Raw genomic sequence first — 19,415 nt, forward strand, 5'->3', positions numbered from 1 at the left:
TAGTCCGCGCTATAAGAATGGACACGGACTAAGAATAACAAAATTATTTCCCTTCAATATAGGTCCACTTATAAGAAGCAAATACTCCGAATGGGTGAGCTACATATCCTTTAACATATGGCTTTTTCAACTGGGCAAGACCAGATTGGTACATCGGAGAAATGGCTGCATCCTCTTCGATGAGGATTCTTTCAGCTTCCTGCATATTTTCCCATCTTTTTTGAACATCAGTTGGATTTGTTTTTGCTTCTGTTATGAGACTATCGAATTTCTCGTTCCCGTAATTTGACCAGTTATATGGGCCATCAGATAGATAAAGATCCATAAATGTAATTGGGTCTTGGAAATCAGGGCCCCAGCCAGAATAAGTAAGATCATATTGCAGGCTTGATTCTAAGGCTAGCTTTTGCTTATTAGGCTGCTGATTGATCTTAATCGTTAAGCCAGGCAAATTGGTCTCTAACTGATTTTTGAAATATTCGCTGACGCGTTTTCTTTCCTCGCTGTCGTAGCTTAGGAATTCTAACTCGATGCTATTAACACCTAGATCTTCTAACCCTTTTTCCCAATATTCCTTTGCTTTCTCGATTCCTTCATTATTAAAGCCAGCGTATTTTGTACGGAAGTCGTTCCCGCTGTCATCAAATGCAAATTCTTTAGGAACTAAATAATAAGCCGGTACAGAGCCGTTATTTAACAGGCTTTCTGCAGCAGATTTCTTATCCCAACCCATATCGATTGCCTTACGGATATTAACATTAGCCAAGTATTTATTCTGTTGATTCATGCGGATAAAGAATACTTCTGGCTTTAGCAATGTATGGAATTCTGGTGTATTTGCATATTGGCCAATAAATTCAGACGCGATCTCAGTTAAATCAAGTTGTCCTGTGTCATACAGGTTAACCCTTGTTGCTGCTTCTTTAACAACTTTGACATTGATGGTTTCTAGCTTAACTGTCGCAGCATCCCAATAGCTTGAATTTTTCTTATAAGTCCAGCCAACCTCATGCTCCCAAGAATCTAATACGAAAGGACCGTTATAAATAAGGTTCGCTGCTTCTAGGGCATATTGATCCCCTTGAGATTCCACAAATTCCTTATTTTGCGGGAAAAATACTGGATAAGTAACTAAGCTTAAAAAGTAAGGCACTGGATGATCTAGTTCAATTTGCAATGTTTGGTCATCTATAACTTTAACGCCTAATTCATCTACCTTTCCAAATAAGCTATTTTCGGAATCCTGGATTGCTGCAGCATTTTTAATGTCATTGAAAAGATAAGAATAGGTTGATAGAGTGTCAGGATTGATTGCCTTCTTCCATGCAAATTCGAAATCCTTTGCCGTTACAGATGTTCCATTGCTCCATTTTGCATCTGAACGAATTTTGAATGTATAAACTTTTCCATCCTCACTCATCTCATAGCTTTCTGCCATACCTGGTACAGGTGCATGAGATTCGTCAAGTCTGTAAAGTCCTTCAAAAATATTATTCATGGTTCTGCTTGATAATGCATCGAATAGTCCTAGAGTATCAAGGGTTGGCAGTTCTCCGCCTTCTACAAGGTTGAGGACTTGCTCACTTACTGCTTGAACTTCTCCCTTGCTGCTATCTCCTTCTGAAGTTGTAGTTGTAGTTGTTTTCTTACTTTCTCCTCCATAACAGCCTGTTAAAAAAGAACTTAATAGAAGCATGAAAGCAAGGATGATAATACTTTTGATTTTCATTAGAATTACCCCTTTTTTTATATGTTTTTTGCATTGCTGCTATAAAATAATTAATTCTTTTGGAGATTTCGTGATAATTTCAATGCCGGCCTGAGTAATTAAAATATCATCTTCAATACGGACTCCTCCAAGGTCTGGAATATAGATGCCCGGTTCAACTGTGAGGACCATATTAGGCTCAATCACAATCTCACACTTTGTATTTTTGAACGGCTCTTCATGAATATCTAGACCAATGCCATGACCTGAGCCGTGGCCATATTGCTTGCCATAGCCTTTTTCAGTAATAAAATCTCTTGATAAAGCATCTGCTGCTTTTCCAGTCATCCCTGGTCCTATGCCTGCTAAGGCTTTTGAAAGCGACTCTAGCACAATATGATAAATGTCTTTTAATTCTTCCTTCGGTTCGCCAACCGCAATCGTTCTCGTTATATCGGAACGATAGCCCTTATAGTAAGCACCAAAGTCTAGCGTTACCATATCGCCTTTTTCAATTTCCTTTGAGCTAGCCACACCATGAGGAAAAGCACCGCGATATCCTGAAGCAACAATCGTATCGAATGCGGAGGAAGTGGCCCCAAGATGTCTCATATATGCCTCTAATTCATTGGAAACTTCTATTTCCTTGATTCCCGGTTTAATAAACTCAAGAATATGTGTAAATGCGGCATCCGCTATTTCTGCCGCTTCTCTAATAAGGCTTATCTCCTCTTCATCCTTAATCATCCGAAGCTTTTCAATCGCTCCTGTAAGTGGAACCATCTCGGCTTTTAATTGGGCTTGATATTCGGAATAAGAATAAAAGCTCATATGAGTTTGTTCGAAGCCAAGCTTCGCAATATTTAGTCGCTCTGTTTGTCGAACAACTTCAGCGAGCAATTCCGCTTTTGTGCTTACTTGAATGATGGAAAAATCTTCAGCCTGCTCATTTGCTTGTTTTACATAGCGAAAATCTACTAATAGCAATGCTTCTTCCTTCGTAATTAATACTAACCCGGCCGTTCCAGTAAAACCTGTCATATATCTGCGGTTTTGATCATTCGTAATCAGCAATGCATCAATTCCAAAACCATCGAACATTTCTCTCAAATTTTCTAGTCGTTTCATTTGTATTTCCTCCCGTTGAAATTTATTTTTTTATCATAAATACGCAGCAAAAAGTGAAAATAAAAATAAGGCAGTACCAGAAATAAGAATTGGATGAACCGATAAACCACTTAAACTATTCTTAGGGGTGTTTTGTAATTCTCCAGTTTGCTCTGAAATATAATTCTCAAGCTTAGATGTTCGTCTATAAAAACGCCGAAAGCTATAAATGATTCCATCAAACATCCCGCCCTTTAGTACTACTAAAATTCCACCTAACATAAGCAGTGTGATAGAGATAAAAAACAGAAAGTTGATAAAAGTAATCCATTTACCACCATTTGTAAAAAAGGTTGCAATGAATGAAATACACAGTGATATCGAAATGATGTAAATTGATTTTTTCATTGCTTTCCCCCAGACACTTCCTTTTTTCGCTTAAATGGCATCAATGCTTTGATTCTTGTATTCCTCATATTCCTGTTCCGTACATGCCAGCCAATGTCCCGCCTTTACTTCTCTAAGTATTGGCTCCTCTCCTTCACCATTCCAAACAAAGCTAGAATCAAATTTCATTCTTGTACGTGTTTTCTCTGTTGCAGGATCAGGTAAAGGGATAGCTGATAGAAGTGATTTCGTATATGGATGTAAAGGATTATCGTATAGCTCATCACTTTCCGCTAATTCTACTAGTCTTCCTTTATACATAACTCCAATTCGGTCGCTAATATATTTCACCATGGAAAGATCATGGGCAATAAATAGATAAGTCAGCCCTTTTTCTTTCTGCAGCTTTTTCATTAAATTCACGACCTGAGCCTGTATGGAAACATCAAGGGCAGAAATAGGCTCATCGGCAATAATAAATTCTGGCTCTACTGCTAGCGCCCTTGCTATCCCAATTCTTTGACGCTGTCCTCCACTGAATTCATGCGGATACCGGTTCGCATGCTCCCGATTCAGACCAACCGTTTCTAGTAATTCGTAAACTTTTTCCATTCTTGTTTTTTTACTAGAAGCAAGGCCATGAATGTCTAGACCTTCTGCGATAATATCTGCAACTGTCTGGCGCGGATTCAATGATGAATATGGGTCTTGGAAAATCATTTGAATTTTTTGATTTAGTTTCTGTGCCTCACTAAAGGACTTTTTCTTATTAATATTTTCATTGTTATAGAGAATTTTCCCATCAGATGCTTCATATAGTCCAATAATCGTGCGGCCTGTTGTAGATTTTCCACAGCCAGATTCTCCTACAAGTCCGAATGTTTCTCCTTTAAAAATATCAAAACTAATACCATCCACTGCCTTCACTACATTGGAGCCTGCTGAAAAATATTGCTTTAAGTTTTGGATTTCAAGAAGTTTTTCCTTTTTTTCTTTCTGCTTTGCTATTCGTTCCTTTTGTTTTTCTTTCGGATCTTCTTCTCTATGCTTTTTAAGAACTTCAGGCGGCATGATCTTTGGCGATTTTTCATGAAGAAGCCATGTGGCTGCATAATGTGTATCCGATACCTTAAACATTGGAGGCTCAAACTGAAAATCAATATTCATCGCATATTTATTCCGATTGGCAAATGCATCGCCAACAGGCAGATGAATAAGATTCGGTGGTGTACCAGGAATGGTCGTAAGCTCCTCTGCTCTTTCATTCAAATTCGGCATAGCTCCTAAGAGACCCCATGTATAAGGATGCTGAGGACTATAAAAAATCTCCTCCACTGTTCCGATTTCAATGATTTTCCCAGCATACATAACTGCCACACGGTCGGCAATATTAGCAACAACCCCTAAATCATGGGTAATAAAAATAATGGACATATTTAATTTTTTCTGTAAATCCTTTAATAGCTCAAGAATCTGCGCCTGGATGGTTACATCAAGAGCTGTTGTCGGTTCATCCGCAATTAATATTTTTGGATTACAGGAAATAGCCATTGCAATGACAACCCTTTGTCTCATCCCGCCAGAGAATTGATGCGGGTATGATGCCAATCGATTTTCCGGCTGTGGAATCCCGACCATACTTAACAGCTCAATCGCTTTTTCCTTCGCATCTTTTTTAGAAAGCTTTTGGTGCTTCACAATACTCTCCATGATCTGCTTACCAACTGTCATTGTCGGGTTAAGGGATGTCATCGGATCTTGGAAAATCATCGCTATTTCAGAACCACGAATATTCTGCATTTGCTTTTCTGAGTATTTAACCAAGTCATTTCCTTCAAAAATAATTTCTCCTCCTGAAATTCTACCTGGAGGATTCGGAATTAACTTCATTAGGCTTTTTGAAGTAACTGATTTTCCTGAGCCTGACTCCCCAACAATAGCAAGCGTCTCTCCCTTATTTAGATGAAAGGAAACTCCGCGCACAGCCTTTACTTCCCCAGCATACGTATCAAAGGATACTTGCAAGTTTTTAACATCGAGTATTTTTTCCACGTTCACATCCTCCTATTTGCGCATTTTAGGGTCTAAGGCATCTCGAAGTCCATCCCCAATCAAATTGAAGCTAATCATGATCATGCTGATAATAATGGAAGAAAAAGCGAGCATATGCGGATAAATTCGCATTAATTTATATCCATCATTTATTAGTGTTCCAAGTGAAGCGGTTGGAGGCTGCAGCCCTAATCCAATAAAGCTTAAAAAAGCCTCAGTAAAAATAGCCGTTGGAATCGTGAACATCGTTGTAATAATAATCGGACCCATTGAATTTGGAATCAAATGCTTCCAAATTAAGCGTCTATCACGTGCACCAAGTGTCCTTGAAGCTAAAACATATTCCTGCTCCTTTAGCTTCAAAATTTGCCCGCGAACAATTCTCGCCATGCCAACCCATCCTGTAATAACCATCGCTAACGTAATGGAAACGATTCCTGGCTGTAAAACGAGAATCAGTAATATAACTACGATTAAGCTCGGAATCCCAACTAAAATTTCAACAATTCTTTGCATAATATTATCAATTCGTCCGCCGTAATAAGCGGAAATTCCTCCATAGGCAACACCGAAAATTAAGTCGATGGTAGCTGCCAAAAAGGCAATGTATAAGGAAATCCGTGTTCCTTCCCAAACCCTTGTCCATAAATCTCTTCCTAAATTATCTGTGCCAAACCAGAAGTATTCCGTTATACCGCTTGCTTCATAGCGGTCCACTCCTTGAATATCGACCCCATTAAAGCCTAACCATGAGACATGCTCTAACCCAGGAACTTTTGGAGGCAAGTTTGCCCTAGTCAAATTTTGTTCATCATAACCATGCTCATTCGCATAAGGACCAAAAATAGCTAAACCAAGAATAATCGTAATAAGAATTAGTCCTGTAAAAGCCGCTTTATTTTTTCGAAAGCGCCTCCAAACCTCATTCCAATATGTCATGGCTGGACGGGTAATGGCCTCTGGACTCTGCTCGGAAACAGCTGGCTGGAACATCTCGTCTGTGATTATGACTTCTTTATTATTAATCATCATCATTTCGTCCCCCCAGATAACCGGATCCTAGGATCAATCAACCCGTATAAAATATCAACGATTAGCACGACACCAATAAACAGGATACTATAGAACAAAGTCACACCCATTATGACCGAAAAGTCATTCGTCATAATAGATTTAACAAATTGTTCACCAAGGCCAGGAACACTAAATATTTTTTCAATGACTAATGTTCCTGTCATGAGATTGACTGTCAGTGGTCCTAGTATGGTAACAATGGGAATAGCAGCGTTTCTAAGCCCATGCTTTAGGATAATGGAAAAATGATTTAGCCCTTTTGCTTTAGCGGTAATAATAAAGTCTTGTCCTAATACTTCAAGCATTTCCGTTCTCATGAACCTTGCAATAGTTGCAATCACAAAGACGGATAATGAAATTGTTGGCAAGATGGAATACTCAAAGCCTTCCCAAAAAGCAACTGGGAGCCATTGTAAACGAACTCCTACCCAATATTGCAATAGACCTGCAAAAACAAAGTTGGGAACAGACAATCCGATTACAGCTATGACCATTGCCATATAATCAATCGCGGTATTATGTTTAACCGCAGCAATTATCCCAAGGAGAAGGCCAATGATACATCCAACGAGAATTGATTGTGCACCTAAGACGGCAGAAGCCCCAATTCTCTCCCCGATAATATCAGTAACGGCCCGGCCGTCATATTGGAATGAAACACCAAAATCTCCTTTAACAATATTTGTCATATACTTTACATATTGAATAGGTACAGGCTCATCCAAACCATACCGCTCATATAGTCTTTCTTTTTGTGTCTCGGATAGTCTCTCATCATTAAATGGCGAGCCAGGCAAAGTTTGCATGAGAAAAAAGGTAAAGGTTGAAATAACAAAAAAAGTAATAATCATATAGCCAATTCTTCCGAAAACGTATTTCCCCATTTGATTACACCTCCATTTTTTATGTAGAATCTCTGGCGAGTGATTTGGATTTACTTTTTAATATGCAATTTTTATACCAATCTAGACAACTTTAGGTAAAATTCCGAAAATAAATATTTCTCCCACTACTTTGAATAGCAATTGTTTTCTGCTTGTCTACTTTTTTATACACATTTGTAAAATATTTTTAGACAGTGTAAAAAATCATTTGAATAAATTTGCCTATTCCACTTATTCAAAAAAAAACCAAACAGCTCCTAATTAGCACTGTCTGGTTTTCCTTTATCAGTAAGAAAACAGGCAGCTTTCAAATAAAGCTGCCCGTTCCTTTTTAATATGACTTTGAAGTGTCACCTTGCTTCCTATTGCTTAATATTAACAAAAACACTCTTCACTTCTGTATAGTTTTGTAAGCCGTATTCTCCACCCATTTCACGGCCAATTCCAGATTGTTTGTATCCGCCGAAAGGCATTGTTTCCCATTCAAGGCCAAAATCATTAATCCAGACTGTACCTGATTGTAGCTTGCCTGCAATGTAGTGAGCTTTCTTGATATTCTCTGTCCAAACACTTGCAGCTAAGCCGTAATCACTATCGTTCGCACGTTTAATAACTTCATCAATCGTGTCGAAAACAAAGATGGACATGACGGGACCGAAGATTTCTTCACGGGCAATGACCATATGATCTTCTACATCTGCAAAGATGGTTGGTTGCACAAAATAGCCCTTATCAAATGCTTTTTCTCCGCCTGCTACAAGGCGTGCCCCTTCATTTTTCCCTTGCTCGATATAATTAAGAACAGTTTGCTGCTGTTTTGCTGAAACGAGTGGTCCCATATCTGTTTCAGGATCCATGCCAGGACCAACTTTCAGTTCGTTTGCGCGCTCTGCTAAAGCTTCTACGACATGATCATATTGACTTCGATGTACAAATACACGTGTGCAAGCACTACAGTTTTGCCCATGATTGTACATCGTTCCATTAAATGCGCCTTCTATTGCTTCTTCGAGATTAGCATCCTCTAAAATAATGGCTGGTGATTTCCCGCCAAGCTCTAGTGTTACACCCTTTATTTGCTCAGCAGCTTTTTTCATAACTTCTTTTCCAACAGCTGTTGAACCAGTGAATGCGACTTTATCGACATCCTTATGCGTGATAATCGCTTCTCCAGCAATTCTGCCCGATCCTGGCACGATATTCACAACACCATCTGGAAAACCAGCTTCTTTAAACAGCTTTCCAATATAAAGAAGGGATAGCGGTGTTTCGCTTGCCGGCTTAATGACAACTGTACAGCCGACAGCAAGTGCCGATCCAAGCTTCCACGCTGCCATGGCAAGAGGGAAGTTCCATGGAATAATTTGGCCTACAACACCAACTGGCTCATGAAGAGTATAGGTGACATAATCCTTCGAAATATTAGTTGTCTTCCCAAAAACCTTCGTTGCCCAGCCAGCGTAATATCGGAAGTGCTGGATAGTTCCATCCACATCATCCGACAGCGCAACTTTGTATGGTTTTCCGTTATCCAATGATTCTAGCTGTGCAAGCTCTTCGCGGTTCTCTTCTAATAGATCCGCAAATTTATAGATGAGATGTGAGCGCTCAGCCGCATCCATTTTTGTCCATTCACCTTCATCAAATGCCGTTCTGGCAGCAGCTACCGCAGCAGCAATATCATCCTCTTGTGCTTCGCTTACTTCCGCAATGACTTCTTCGTTAGCTGGATTGACGACAGAAAATGTTTTACCACTATTCGCTGGAACATATTCACCGTTGATATAAAGACCTTTTACACCATCTAAAAATTCCTGTACTTTCGGTTTCAACGTATAATTTGTCGCTTGCATGTTCTCTCCTCCATTAAACTTAGTTTTTGATAGTTTCTAAACTAGCAAGAAGTTCTTTTAGCTTTTGCTCTTCTTCTTGTGATAAGCCTAAACGCGGATAACGTGCAGGTCCGCCAGCCAATCCTTGCAGGTCCATAGCTCTCTTAACGATTTGAACATATTTACCTGAGCCTTCTAAGAATGAGCAAAGCGGAAGAATACGATCATTAATTGCCCATGCTTTTTCAATTTCTCCATTTTGGAAATGGTTGAACATATCTGTTACAAGTTTAGGAACAATATTACCAGCAACTGAAATCCAGCCTGTTGCGCCAACGAAATAAGATTCCATAACAAGTTCCTCTGCTCCGCAGAACACTTCGAAATCGCCTTTTCCTTGTCTAGCAAGATCTCTTACTTTGCCAATTTCTCCACTTGATTCTTTAATATGTGTAACGTTTTCGCATTCTCTTCCGATTTGCAGCATTAATTCTGTGCTCATATTCACACCAGAAGTGAATGGATTGTTATATAGCATGATAGGAAGATTGACAGCATTTGAGACTTCTTTAAAATGGTGGTAAATTTCATTTTCCTTTGGCTTCATATAATAAGGATTAATGATTAAGGCACTGGCAGCCCCATGTGCTTCAGCCTGTTTCGTATATTCGATTGTTTCTTTTGTTGTTTCAGCAGCTGTTCCGACGATAACTGGAATACGGCCGTTTACCTCTTTTAATACTGTTTCTACCATTTGAAACTTCTCTTCTTTTGACAAGCTTACAAATTCTCCAGTACTTCCGTTAATAACAAGACCTGAAACACCTTGGTCAACGAAGTAGTTCACATTATTTTTTACTCCGCCCCAGTCAATTTCCTGTGCCTCTGTCATTGGTGTAATTAAAACTGGATAAGCTCCTCTAATTGTTGTCATATTCAATTTCCTCCTTTATATATTAAAACTCATATGCTCAAACCTTAAAAAATGCGGTAAAATAGCACTTTTTAAGTGAGTTTGAATCATTTCAAAAGCTAAATTTAGGTTTGTCAGCCAATATGGGCTATTTGTAGCCAATTTGAGCAGTTTGTCAGCCAATTTCGGCTGGTTGTCAGCCAATTCCAGCTATTTATCAGCCAATTCCGGCTACCTATTTCATCTAATTGTCAGCCAACCTACTAAGCAACACCTTTTACAAGAATGCTATTTTAATAAAAATCCTGCTGCTAACGGATCCGTTGGGTCTAGCAGATAGGTTTGCATACCTGTGACGAAACCGCGGCTTGTAAATGTAAACGCAAATCCGCTGTCATTTTGATCTGCTAATTGGGCAGTTAGTAAGCTATTAAAAATACTTTCATTTTCAAGCGGCTGTTCCTTAGAAACTCCGCCACTAGAAAGCAGACTTGCATAACAGGCTGAAGTCGTCCCATAGCCTGGCGAACGGACGATAAAGTTATCTCTGCGGAAGGTGACGGTCTTGATTCGTCCTATTTCTATTGCAGAATCATCCAATAAAACGATCCTCTGAATCGATTCGTTAGATGCAATTGCTTCATTTACTGCCTGTCCCCAGCTTTGTACATCAGCAAGATCATCCATGTGAAGTTCGAATGAAACATCCTTTTTGTTAAAAATGGCATATAATTGATCTGCCTGTACAAGGGCGTACTCAGTTTGTAATTCATTATGGTTCAATGGAACATTTGATTGAACCACTTGACTAGGCTTCGTTTTTAGCTTAACGGAAACAGCCTCGTCATCCTTCATTACTGCGTTAACCTTAATGGCACCACTAACAGTTTCTAATGTGTACTCATTTGATTCTTTTGGTGATAAATGTCCGCATTCCAATAAAGCAGTAATCACTGCTACTGCCCCCGCATGATGAAATGGCACTGTTTGTTCGTGATTAAAAAAGACAACTGCTGCATCTGCTTCCCTGTTAAATGGCGGAAGCACTAGACAACCGTTTAAACCGGCAAATCCGCGGGGCTCATTTAATAAAAGCTTGATTTCATCGGCATATGCATGAAAAAACTGTTCATCTAATTGCTCCAAGCTTTCATAATGAATAAATGGCACATCTTTAATAATGCGAAAAGCTTCACCGGCTACGTGAACATCTGTTGCTGTATAAGCCTTTTGAATTTTCATTTCACGTCCTCCATTTCATGTTCCTCCATTGGGGGAATGAGGAGAAATCCTTCTTTAAGCGGATCATCTTCGTTATAAAAGAATTTATGCATGCCCATTAACCAAGCTGATCCCGCAATTCTCGTTACTACCGCGGATACTCCATTCACATCTGTGGTCTCAAGAACACGCCCACGGAACAATGAGCCAACAATACTTTCATGGACAAATTCTTCATCAATGACAATTTCTTGTTTTGAATAAAGCACGGCAAGTTTGGCAGATGTACCTGTTCCACATGGAGAGCGATCAATTCCTCCTGGAGGAACAACGACTGTATTTTTCACATGTGCCTCTTCATGAGTAGGCTCTGTAAAAAACTCAACATGCGTTAATCCCCTAATAAATGAATGTTCTGGATGAACAATTTCAGTTTCTTCGTTAATCGTATTTCTAATTTTGATCGCTTTTTCAATGATTTTTGATGCATTATCTGGCACTAGCTCCAATCCAACTGATTTTGCATCAATAATGGCATAGAAGTTACCCCCATAGGCGATATCCGCATCCACTTTGCCGATGCCCTCAACATCTACGGAAACACTTTTTAGCAGAAAAGCTGGGATATTGCAGAAAGAAACTTCTTTTGCTTTTCCGTTTTCAACGGTAATCTCCACTTCTACTAGCCCAGCAGGAGTATCTAGATTGATCGAAGTAACAGGCTCCTGAACAGGAATTAATCCCGACTCAATTAATGCTGTACAAACACCGATTGTGTCATGCCCGCACATTGGCAAATAACCGCCCGTTTCTATATAAATCACACCAAAATCTGCATCAGGATGACATGGATCTGTTAATAAGGCTCCAGACATGACATCATGGCCCCTTGGTTCATTCATTAGTAATTTGCGAATCCAATCATACTCTCTTTTCATGTGGAGCATTTTTTCAGACATCGTTTCTCCCTTAAGTTCTGGAAGACCGCTAATCAATGTCCTCGTTGGATTCCCTCCTGTATGTGTATCGATCGTTGTAAAGACTCTATTTGCCTTCAAATGGTCAACACCCTTTCTATCAAATCTGCTTTGGCAGATTTGCGCCCAGATTTTTATCGGGCATCGCCCGATAAAAATCTGAGGCATCCGCCGGAGGCTTAACTTTATTCAGCAAGGGAATAAACCCTGTTGAAATAGTTATCTTTTTTGCATTTATCTCCCACTTAAAGGACAGGAGATGAATGCTGAATAGAGGTAAACCGGTTATAACTTAGCGGCTCAACAGGAATACATGTTTCCTTATTATTAATCAGTTCTTCAATGACTTTTCCTGTAACAGCTGAAAGGCTAATTCCATCTCCCTCATGACCAGCCGCTATGTAATAGTTTGGAATATGCTCCACTTTAGAAACGATTGGCAAATGGTCCTCTGTCCATGGCCGCAAGCCCGCATATGAACGGATCACCATCATATCCGCCATTTTCGGATAAAAGCGGATCGCACGATTGGCAATGCATTTAAGAATTTCATTATTTACTTGTAAATTGAATCCTGCGAACTCCCTGCTGCTGCCAATAAGGAAGTTTTGGCTCTCTGTTGGTTCAAAGACAAGTGCCACCCCATATTTTTCTGTTAAAGGGTCAACCCGGCGCTGTCCGCCAAATTTAGAAATTAAGTAACCAAACTCCATGACCTTCCGCGAACCTACATGCTCCTGCCTTGATGCAACAATAATATGACCTTTTCTCGGCTCAATCGGAATACGTAGATCCAGCATTTCTCCCAACTTTGGAGCCCATATCCCTGCTGCGTTGACAACATGATTAGCTGTAAACACTCCATTTGTTGTTTCAACAGTAAAGGTCCCATTTACTTCTTTTTTCATTGATTTCACTTCTGTTTGCTTATAAGCTTTTGCCCCTAATTTTTTTGCTGCATCTAGCAGAGAGAAAGCAAGCATATAAGGATTAACGGTGGAATCAGTAGCACATTCTAAACCGCCTAATAAATCGTCTGCAAAAAACTTGGATTCCTGGCGAATATCCTGACGGTCAAGCATACGGAATGGCAGACCAGCCTCTTTTTGACGGTTAACCCATTTCTGTGCTGCCTCCATTTCCTCCTCAGACTCGCAAACAAGAATACTTCCTGGTGCACGATATTCAAATTTATGCTCTAATTCTCTACTTAACTCATCAACTAATTTCTGGCTGACTAACGACATTTGACTGTCAAAACCCGGATCTTTATCAATGGCAAGGATGTTCCCGTCACATCTTGATGATGTTCCACTGACAAATTCTCCTTTTTCAAGGATCGTTACGTCTTTTCCAGATTTAGAAGTATAATAGGCAATGGAGCAGCCCATAATTCCGCCGCCAATCACTAACACATCACAATGTTTCACATACTCAATCTCCCTTCGCTTAGTTGCCTTTCATTTTCTAATGCAAGTAACGTGCCAAAAAGCCGTTTGTAACAAAATCGACAATTCACGCTTATTTTTGTAAAATTCAGCATCAACATATTTAGAATTTCAAAAAAATTTGATAAACTCATGTATAATATCTTTTACAGTGTGTATATTTTTTTACACGTTTGGAGGGGAAATTGTGTTTTCATTACCGCCGATAAAAAAAATGATCGAAAATAATTTAATTAAATTAATAGTTGGCAAAAATATTTTTGAAAGAGCTGGTGAGTATTTTGTTGATGAAGCCCGTAGCACGGCAGTCAGTATCCATGATTCATTTGAAGCTTTAGTACCAGCCGATTCTCAAGTATCATCAGTCGTTGTTTTAGATTCTGATAAACAGCCAATTGGCTATATAACTGCGGCCGAAATTATTTATTTCCTCAATAATTCTTATAATCAACTAAAAGCTTTCTATGAAACTGTTACTAGAACAATGGATGCCTCTGTCACGGTAATAGATGATCAAGAGCGTGTATGCACATGGACTGAAGGGGCCGAAAAAATCTTTTCAGTGAAGGAAAGGGAAATTTTAGGACAGCCCATTACTAATTTCTTCGAGCATAAGGATCTTGAAATTCTGCAGTCGTTACATAGGGGAAAAAGAATTTCCCGTCAGCATCACCAGCCCCGATCGGATTTATTCGTCCTGATTAACTCAAATCCGGTATATTTCAATGATCAAATCATTGGCGCAGTTGTGTCGGAGACAGATGTAACAAATCAGGTCGTCCTTAACGAGAAACTATTCAATATGTCAACAGAAGTTCATCGTTTGGAACAGGAGGTTGCGAAATATAAACACTCGGTTGACCCGTTTAGTTTAATTAAAGGGAACAGCACTGCGCTTAAGCGAACAGTCCAAATGGCAAAAAAGGTGTGCTCAGTTAAATCAACTGTTTTGATACTAGGAGAAAGCGGTGTCGGCAAAGAAGTGTTTGCTAAAGCCATTCATGAAGCGAGCGAAGGAGCTGATTCACCATTTATTTCGATAAACTGTGGCGCTATTCCTGCTTCATTATTTGAAAGTGAATTTTTTGGATATGAACGCGGAGCTTTCTCTGGTGCTGATCAAAAAGGAAAGAAAGGCAAAATTGAATTAGCAAAAGGCGGCACACTGTTCTTGGATGAAATTGGCGAATTGCCGCTTGAAATGCAGGTTAAACTGCTTCGAGTCTTGCAGGAGAGGAAATTTTACCGAGTTGGCGGGGAAAAAGAAATTGAAACGGATTTTCGTGTAATTGCAGCTACAAATAGGAATTTAATAGATTTAATGAACGAAGGGCAATTTCGCGAAGATTTGTATTACCGGTTAAATGTCGTTAGTTTGCAGATCCCCCCTTTAAGAGAAAGACGGGAAGATATTATTGAACTCACTCATTATTTTTTAAACGATTTTTCGATTCTATATCAGAGACCGATTCATCAGTTCTCACAAGAGGTTTTGCAGGAAATGCTGCGTTATGATTGGCCAGGGAATATTCGTGAGCTTCGGAATGTTGTTGAACGTCTCGTTGTCTTTGCGACAGATGGGTCAATTAAAAAGGAATATTTGCCTTTTCATTCTCATCCAATTGATAACCATATAGATACAATGACTGAACAAAGTGATTCCTTTGAAATGGACAATACCATCTTGCCTCTTCAAGAGGAAATGGATCAGCATGAGAAAAGAGTGCTAGAAAAAGCACTTCTTATTGCAAACGGAAATAAACTTGAATGTGCCAAAAGGCTCGGTATCACGAGAGCTACCTTATATAATAGACTAAAACGTCTCGGCCTAAGTTAATGCCTTCCTCTAAAATTGGTACGATTTTTGCATAGTATTTTTCATAGTTAGAAAATAGAGGAGGTTTCCAAATGAACAACAAAGAGGCCATTGTAATCTGCCGCTGTGAAGAAGTTACCTATGGCGATCTGCGTTCCACGGCAGAGGAACATCAATGCACAGCTAGGGAATTAAAATTGCGAACAAGAGCAGGTATGGGTTTTTGCGGCGGTCGCACATGCAGAATTCCTTTAGATAGAATCATTGAAGATGTCATTCCTAATATTTCTCAAGGTGATATCCCATTAAAATACCAGCCGCCGATTCGCCCAGTAACATTTGGAACAGTAGGTGAAAATAATGACTAGAATTATAGACCACCCTATTTTAGGGAAATTAGAAGATAGAAAATCCATCCCCTTTACATTTGATGGGAAAACGATTGAAGCATTTGAAAATGAAACGATTGCCGCTGCACTTTTAGCAAACGGAATTCGAAAACTGCGGGTTCATGAGGATTGCGGGACACCTCGGGGATTTTACTGTAATATTGGCCACTGTATGGAATGCCGAGTCACAGTTAATCATCAAGCAAACGTAAGAGCATGTCTAACAGTTGTCGAAAAAGACATGGTCGTTGAAAGCGGAAAGCATCTTCCTAATATTGTTAGAAAGATGGTGGAGCAGCAATGATGGATATCATTATTATTGGAGCGGGGCCTGCTGGATTAGCTGGAGCCATTGCAAGTGCTTCTTCAGGTCTGAAGGTAACCGTAATTGATGAATTTGTAAAACCCGGAGGCAGATTATTAGGCCAGCTTCACCAAGAACCGTCTGGCGAATGGTGGAACGGCATAAAGGAATCAGAGAGACTTCATCAAGAAGCGAAAAAATTAGCAGTCGACATTCGATGCGGAGTGTCTGTCTACAACCTGGAAAAGAACGATGAATTATGGAATGTACATACGAGCATTGGTACTTTGACAGCTCCTAATGTACTAGTGGCCACTGGGGCTGCAGAGTTCCCAATTCCTCTCCCAGGCTGGACTCTTCCTGGCGTTATGTCGATTGGCGCAGCTCAAGTCATGACAAACGTTCATCGTGTCCAAGTAGGTAAGAAAGGGATCATTATTGGAGCTAATATTTTAGCCTTTGCCATTTTAAATGAATTACAATTAGCCGGCATTCGTGTAGATCGAATCATACTTCCAGAAAAAGGCCCATTGAGCGGGAAAGCAGGCGAACCAGAAGAGGTTATGAAATCACTGCTAAATGCAGCACATCTTGCTCCATCCCCTCTACTACGAATGGGAAGTCGGTTCATGAAAAATGATTGGTTCCGTAAAATGGGGATGAAATTTTTCCCTAAAAATGGGGTAAAAGTAAATGGGACACCGCTGCTCCTTCGAAAAGCTGCTTTAGAAATTATCGGAACCGAACAAGTAGAAGGGGTTCGAGTAGCTGATACTGATGAGTATGGAAACATCATCCCTGGCACGGAAACTATATATGATGCTGATTTCGTCTGTATTGCTGGCGGTTTATATCCACTTGCAGAGCTTACTGCTGTTGCCGGCTGCCCATTCCATTACATTCCTGAGCTTGGTGGCCATGTTCCCCATCATTCAGAAACGATGGAAACTCCGCTTGAAGGTCTTTATGTTGCTGGGAATATTACCGGAATTGAAAGCGGAAAAATCGCCATGGCCCAAGGAACAATCGCTGGTTTTTCTATTGCTAAACATGCTGGTAAAGGCGGTTCAGCCATTGAAGATAAACTGGACCAAGCCGTGCAAAACGTCCATATAGTCCGCGAACAAGCAGCTATTCAATTCAACCCGGAAATTGATAAAGGCAGAAGAAAAATGTATGAGCTGTGGGAAAGACTTTATGCAAACAAAGTTAATGAAAGTTCAAATATAAAAATTAGCTAATCAAAAAAAGGGGATAGTGAGCATACTATCCCTAATTCTTCGCAATACAGCATTTTTCATTTGTTATTATGAGTTCCATATTGTCCCTCCTATTGCATGATATTGAAGGATTGGCTAGGATCCCTTAAAAGCTTTGTTCCAACTCATCAACTATTCTGGCTATATTTGCAATGGCAAGCTTCAGGTTCTCTGTAGTTGACATATCAAGTCCCGCCATTTTATATAGATCAAGTCCATTCATACTGCCGCCTTTTTTGACAACCTCTGTCCATTGTTCACCAACACTTTGACCTTCTGTCTTTATTCGCTGTGCAATAATGCTGGATGCCGATATTCCAACAGAATATGTGAATGGATAAAGTCCCATATAATAATGAGGCTGCCTCATCCAAGTCAATTTTGCTCCCTCATCAATCTCTACCGTATCTCCCCAAAATTCAGACAGTATCTTTCCTTTCGTTTCACTAATAATTGAAGTTGTTAACGGTACACTACTTTCCGCAATTTTATAAAGTCTGCGCAACAGCTCAGCTTCAAGAACATGTGTAACACAATTATGATGGTAGCTCATCATTAAATACATATTTAACCACCGATGTAATCTCGGATCGTCTCTATTTTCCCGCAAATAGTCAACAACAAGATGTTCATGCAAGGTTGAAGGTGCTTCAGCGAATAATAATGATTGGGCATTGTTAATAAAGTGTTGATTTTCTGCAGATAGCGAATAATGCATCGTATGCCCTAGCTCATGGCTTAAAAGCATCAGATCGAATAGATTTCCGCCCCAAGGATAGAAGGAATAGCCATGAACACCATGGACTCCGCCTCCAAACGCAATCATTCTTCGGCCAACATTGTCACCTCTGTATACCCATCTTTCTGTGAATACACGCTGGATATGCTCCTGATATTCTGGTCCTAGTACACCAACTGCTGCAGTAATGATTTCCCCGGCCTCCTGATAACTAATTGGCTGGTCAAAATCAGGATCTAACGGTGCCTTTACATCGGAAAACAGTAATTGATCTAATCCGAGTTGACGTTTTCTCAATTTAGCATATCTTTGCATATGCGGTGAAAGTTCAGTACGAAAAGTATCTAATATACTTTCAAAAAAATCGGATGAAATTCCATCAGCGGAGTAAATTTGGGTTTCAGGCGATGAATATTGAAGCAGCATATCTATTGCCGATGAGAACCCTCTTAACTTAGCCAACGCTACATTTTTATTTATTTCGGCGGATAATGTTTTTGCCAGACCATGCTGATATTTCTTTAATCCATCTGATAACGATTGATAGGCATTTCTTCGTAAAATAGTGTCTGGAGATGTTTCTATTTGAGTAAAGTACATATGAATGGAAACAGGAACCTCTTTCCCATTTCGGTCAGTGGCTGGGGCAAATTTTATATCTGAAGAAGTTACAGTAAGAAATAAGGATTCTGGTGTGTTTAATGATTGAGATAGGGAAGCTAATGCTTCTTCCATTTCTGGTGTCAAAGAATGTTTCCGCTTTTCCTCGATCCTTTCTAAAAATCGATTAAATGATAGCAGTTCTACTTCTTCAATAATATATTGATCGAGCTCCTCTTTCGGAATATGTAATAAAGCATTCACAACTTTCATTGTGACATTATTCCCTTTACCAACAAGGATTTGCGAACGCCCCATCATCTTTTGATTTAAAGAATCTGATTCATCTTCCGAGTATTTATACATTGCATAACATGAAGTACGATCTAATTCACCTAGTATTTGCTCATACCTTTTTATTAATTCAACTGTTTCTTTTGCATCATTTAAAGAAATAGATTCTTTTAGTATTTCATCAAAGTCTTTATCAAGTGTTGAGTAGGAACGCTCCCATTCCTCATCAGAACTGAAAATATCAGCAAGGTTCCAAGTTTCCGCTTCTGGAACATCTTTACGAGTTATTTGACTCATGTTAATACTCTCCTTTTAAATTTTTTAAAGATATGTATTTTACAAGATGTATATTATTTTTAGGAAACTTCTAAATTACTAATGCAAAATGTATGCCAATATCTAATTTCAATT

16 protein-coding genes are annotated in these 19,415 nt (G+C 39.4%); 4 read left to right on the plus strand and 12 right to left on the minus strand.

Annotated features, from left to right (window positions below):
• Positions 1-43: 43 nt before the first annotated feature.
• From V7122_RS10290 to V7122_RS10340, 11 genes are all read right to left on the minus strand, one after another.
• A complete protein-coding gene (locus tag V7122_RS10290; RefSeq protein WP_335526574.1) occupies positions 44-1,729 on the minus strand; it encodes a peptide ABC transporter substrate-binding protein in 1,686 nt (561 codons plus the stop codon).
• A 39-nt stretch (positions 1,730-1,768) separates the two neighbouring features.
• Entirely contained in the window at positions 1,769-2,836 is a 1,068-nt protein-coding gene (locus tag V7122_RS10295) for a M24 family metallopeptidase (RefSeq protein ID WP_335526577.1), read from the minus strand.
• Positions 2,837-2,869: 33 nt separating this feature from the next.
• A complete protein-coding gene (locus tag V7122_RS10300; RefSeq protein ID WP_335526579.1) occupies positions 2,870-3,223 on the minus strand; it encodes a DUF3899 domain-containing protein in 354 nt (117 codons plus the stop codon).
• A gap of 30 nt (positions 3,224-3,253) precedes the next feature.
• Positions 3,254-5,254, minus strand: coding sequence for an ABC transporter ATP-binding protein (locus tag V7122_RS10305; protein WP_335526581.1), 2,001 nt, complete (start codon positions 5,252-5,254; stop codon positions 3,254-3,256).
• A gap of 12 nt (positions 5,255-5,266) precedes the next feature.
• The gene (gene opp3C, locus V7122_RS10310; RefSeq protein ID WP_335526599.1) at positions 5,267-6,283 is read right to left on the minus strand and encodes an oligopeptide ABC transporter permease; all 1,017 of its coding nucleotides are present in this window, start codon (positions 6,281-6,283) and stop codon (positions 5,267-5,269) included.
• A gap of 2 nt (positions 6,284-6,285) precedes the next feature.
• Positions 6,286-7,212, minus strand: coding sequence for an oligopeptide ABC transporter permease (gene opp3b / locus V7122_RS10315; protein ID WP_335526583.1), 927 nt, complete (start codon positions 7,210-7,212; stop codon positions 6,286-6,288).
• Between the two features lie 362 nt (positions 7,213-7,574).
• Positions 7,575-9,065 carry an aldehyde dehydrogenase family protein gene (locus tag V7122_RS10320; protein WP_335526585.1) on the minus strand — a complete coding sequence of 497 codons (1,491 nt, stop codon included), beginning with the start codon at positions 9,063-9,065 and terminating at the stop codon, positions 7,575-7,577.
• Between the two features lie 19 nt (positions 9,066-9,084).
• The gene (gene dapA / locus V7122_RS10325) at positions 9,085-9,978 is read right to left on the minus strand and encodes a 4-hydroxy-tetrahydrodipicolinate synthase (protein ID WP_335526587.1); all 894 of its coding nucleotides are present in this window, start codon (positions 9,976-9,978) and stop codon (positions 9,085-9,087) included.
• Between the two features lie 267 nt (positions 9,979-10,245).
• A complete protein-coding gene (locus V7122_RS10330) occupies positions 10,246-11,199 on the minus strand; it encodes a proline racemase family protein (RefSeq protein ID WP_335526589.1) in 954 nt (317 codons plus the stop codon).
• Positions 11,196-12,236 (minus strand): proline racemase family protein, encoded by a 1,041-nt coding sequence (locus V7122_RS10335; RefSeq protein WP_335354223.1) that lies wholly within the window; start codon positions 12,234-12,236, stop codon positions 11,196-11,198. Before V7122_RS10335 ends, V7122_RS10330 begins: the two co-directional genes overlap by 4 nt.
• Positions 12,237-12,400: 164 nt before the next feature.
• Positions 12,401-13,585, minus strand: coding sequence for an NAD(P)/FAD-dependent oxidoreductase (locus V7122_RS10340; RefSeq protein ID WP_335526592.1), 1,185 nt, complete (start codon positions 13,583-13,585; stop codon positions 12,401-12,403).
• A 202-nt stretch (positions 13,586-13,787) separates the two neighbouring features.
• On the opposite strand from V7122_RS10340, the gene V7122_RS10345 reads away from it, so the two are divergent.
• The 4 genes from V7122_RS10345 to V7122_RS10360 all read left to right on the plus strand — a co-directional run bounded on the left by V7122_RS10345 (position 13,788) and on the right by V7122_RS10360 (position 17,353).
• Positions 13,788-15,440, plus strand: a complete 1,653-nt coding sequence (locus V7122_RS10345; RefSeq protein ID WP_335526601.1) for a sigma-54 interaction domain-containing protein — start codon at positions 13,788-13,790, stop codon at positions 15,438-15,440.
• Positions 15,441-15,511: 71 nt separating this feature from the next.
• Positions 15,512-15,787: a (2Fe-2S)-binding protein gene (locus V7122_RS10350; RefSeq protein ID WP_066291766.1), complete on the plus strand. Its 276-nt coding sequence runs from the start codon at positions 15,512-15,514 to the stop codon at positions 15,785-15,787.
• Entirely contained in the window at positions 15,780-16,112 is a 333-nt protein-coding gene (locus tag V7122_RS10355) for a (2Fe-2S)-binding protein (protein ID WP_335484580.1), read from the plus strand. The genes V7122_RS10350 and V7122_RS10355 overlap by 8 nt, the downstream gene beginning before the upstream one ends.
• Positions 16,109-17,353, plus strand: coding sequence for an NAD(P)/FAD-dependent oxidoreductase (locus tag V7122_RS10360; RefSeq protein WP_335526594.1), 1,245 nt, complete (start codon positions 16,109-16,111; stop codon positions 17,351-17,353). Before V7122_RS10355 ends, V7122_RS10360 begins: the two co-directional genes overlap by 4 nt.
• Positions 17,354-17,477: 124 nt before the next feature.
• Here the strand turns inward: V7122_RS10360 and V7122_RS10365 are convergent, their stop codons facing one another.
• Positions 17,478-19,301: a M3 family metallopeptidase gene (locus V7122_RS10365; protein ID WP_335526596.1), complete on the minus strand. Its 1,824-nt coding sequence runs from the start codon at positions 19,299-19,301 to the stop codon at positions 17,478-17,480.
• Positions 19,302-19,415 lie beyond the last annotated feature (114 nt).

Origin of the sequence: Bacillus sp. JJ1532 (assembly GCF_036965085.1) — a bacterium.
GTDB lineage: Bacteria > Bacillota > Bacilli > Bacillales > Cytobacillaceae > Cytobacillus.

Bases quoted from the DNA above. Each gene is read 5' to 3' on its own strand.
- V7122_RS10290 (WP_335526574.1), bottom strand. From the start codon at position 1,729: ATGAAAATCAAAAGTATTATCATCCTTGCTTTCATGCTTCTATTAAGT.
- V7122_RS10295 (WP_335526577.1), bottom strand. From the start codon at position 2,836: ATGAAACGACTAGAAAATTTGAGAGAAATGTTCGATGGTTTTGGAATT.
- V7122_RS10300 (WP_335526579.1), bottom strand. From the start codon at position 3,223: ATGAAAAAATCAATTTACATCATTTCGATATCACTGTGTATTTCATTC.
- opp3C (WP_335526599.1), bottom strand. From the start codon at position 6,283: ATGATTAATAATAAAGAAGTCATAATCACAGACGAGATGTTCCAGCCA.
- opp3b (WP_335526583.1), bottom strand. From the start codon at position 7,212: ATGGGGAAATACGTTTTCGGAAGAATTGGCTATATGATTATTACTTTT.
- V7122_RS10320 (WP_335526585.1), bottom strand. From the start codon at position 9,065: ATGCAAGCGACAAATTATACGTTGAAACCGAAAGTACAGGAATTTTTA.
- dapA (WP_335526587.1), bottom strand. From the start codon at position 9,978: ATGACAACAATTAGAGGAGCTTATCCAGTTTTAATTACACCAATGACA.
- V7122_RS10330 (WP_335526589.1), bottom strand. From the start codon at position 11,199: ATGAAAATTCAAAAGGCTTATACAGCAACAGATGTTCACGTAGCCGGT.
- V7122_RS10350 (WP_066291766.1), top strand. From the start codon at position 15,512: ATGAACAACAAAGAGGCCATTGTAATCTGCCGCTGTGAAGAAGTTACC.
- V7122_RS10355 (WP_335484580.1), top strand. From the start codon at position 15,780: ATGACTAGAATTATAGACCACCCTATTTTAGGGAAATTAGAAGATAGA.
- V7122_RS10360 (WP_335526594.1), top strand. From the start codon at position 16,109: ATGATGGATATCATTATTATTGGAGCGGGGCCTGCTGGATTAGCTGGA.
- V7122_RS10365 (WP_335526596.1), bottom strand. From the start codon at position 19,301: ATGAGTCAAATAACTCGTAAAGATGTTCCAGAAGCGGAAACTTGGAAC.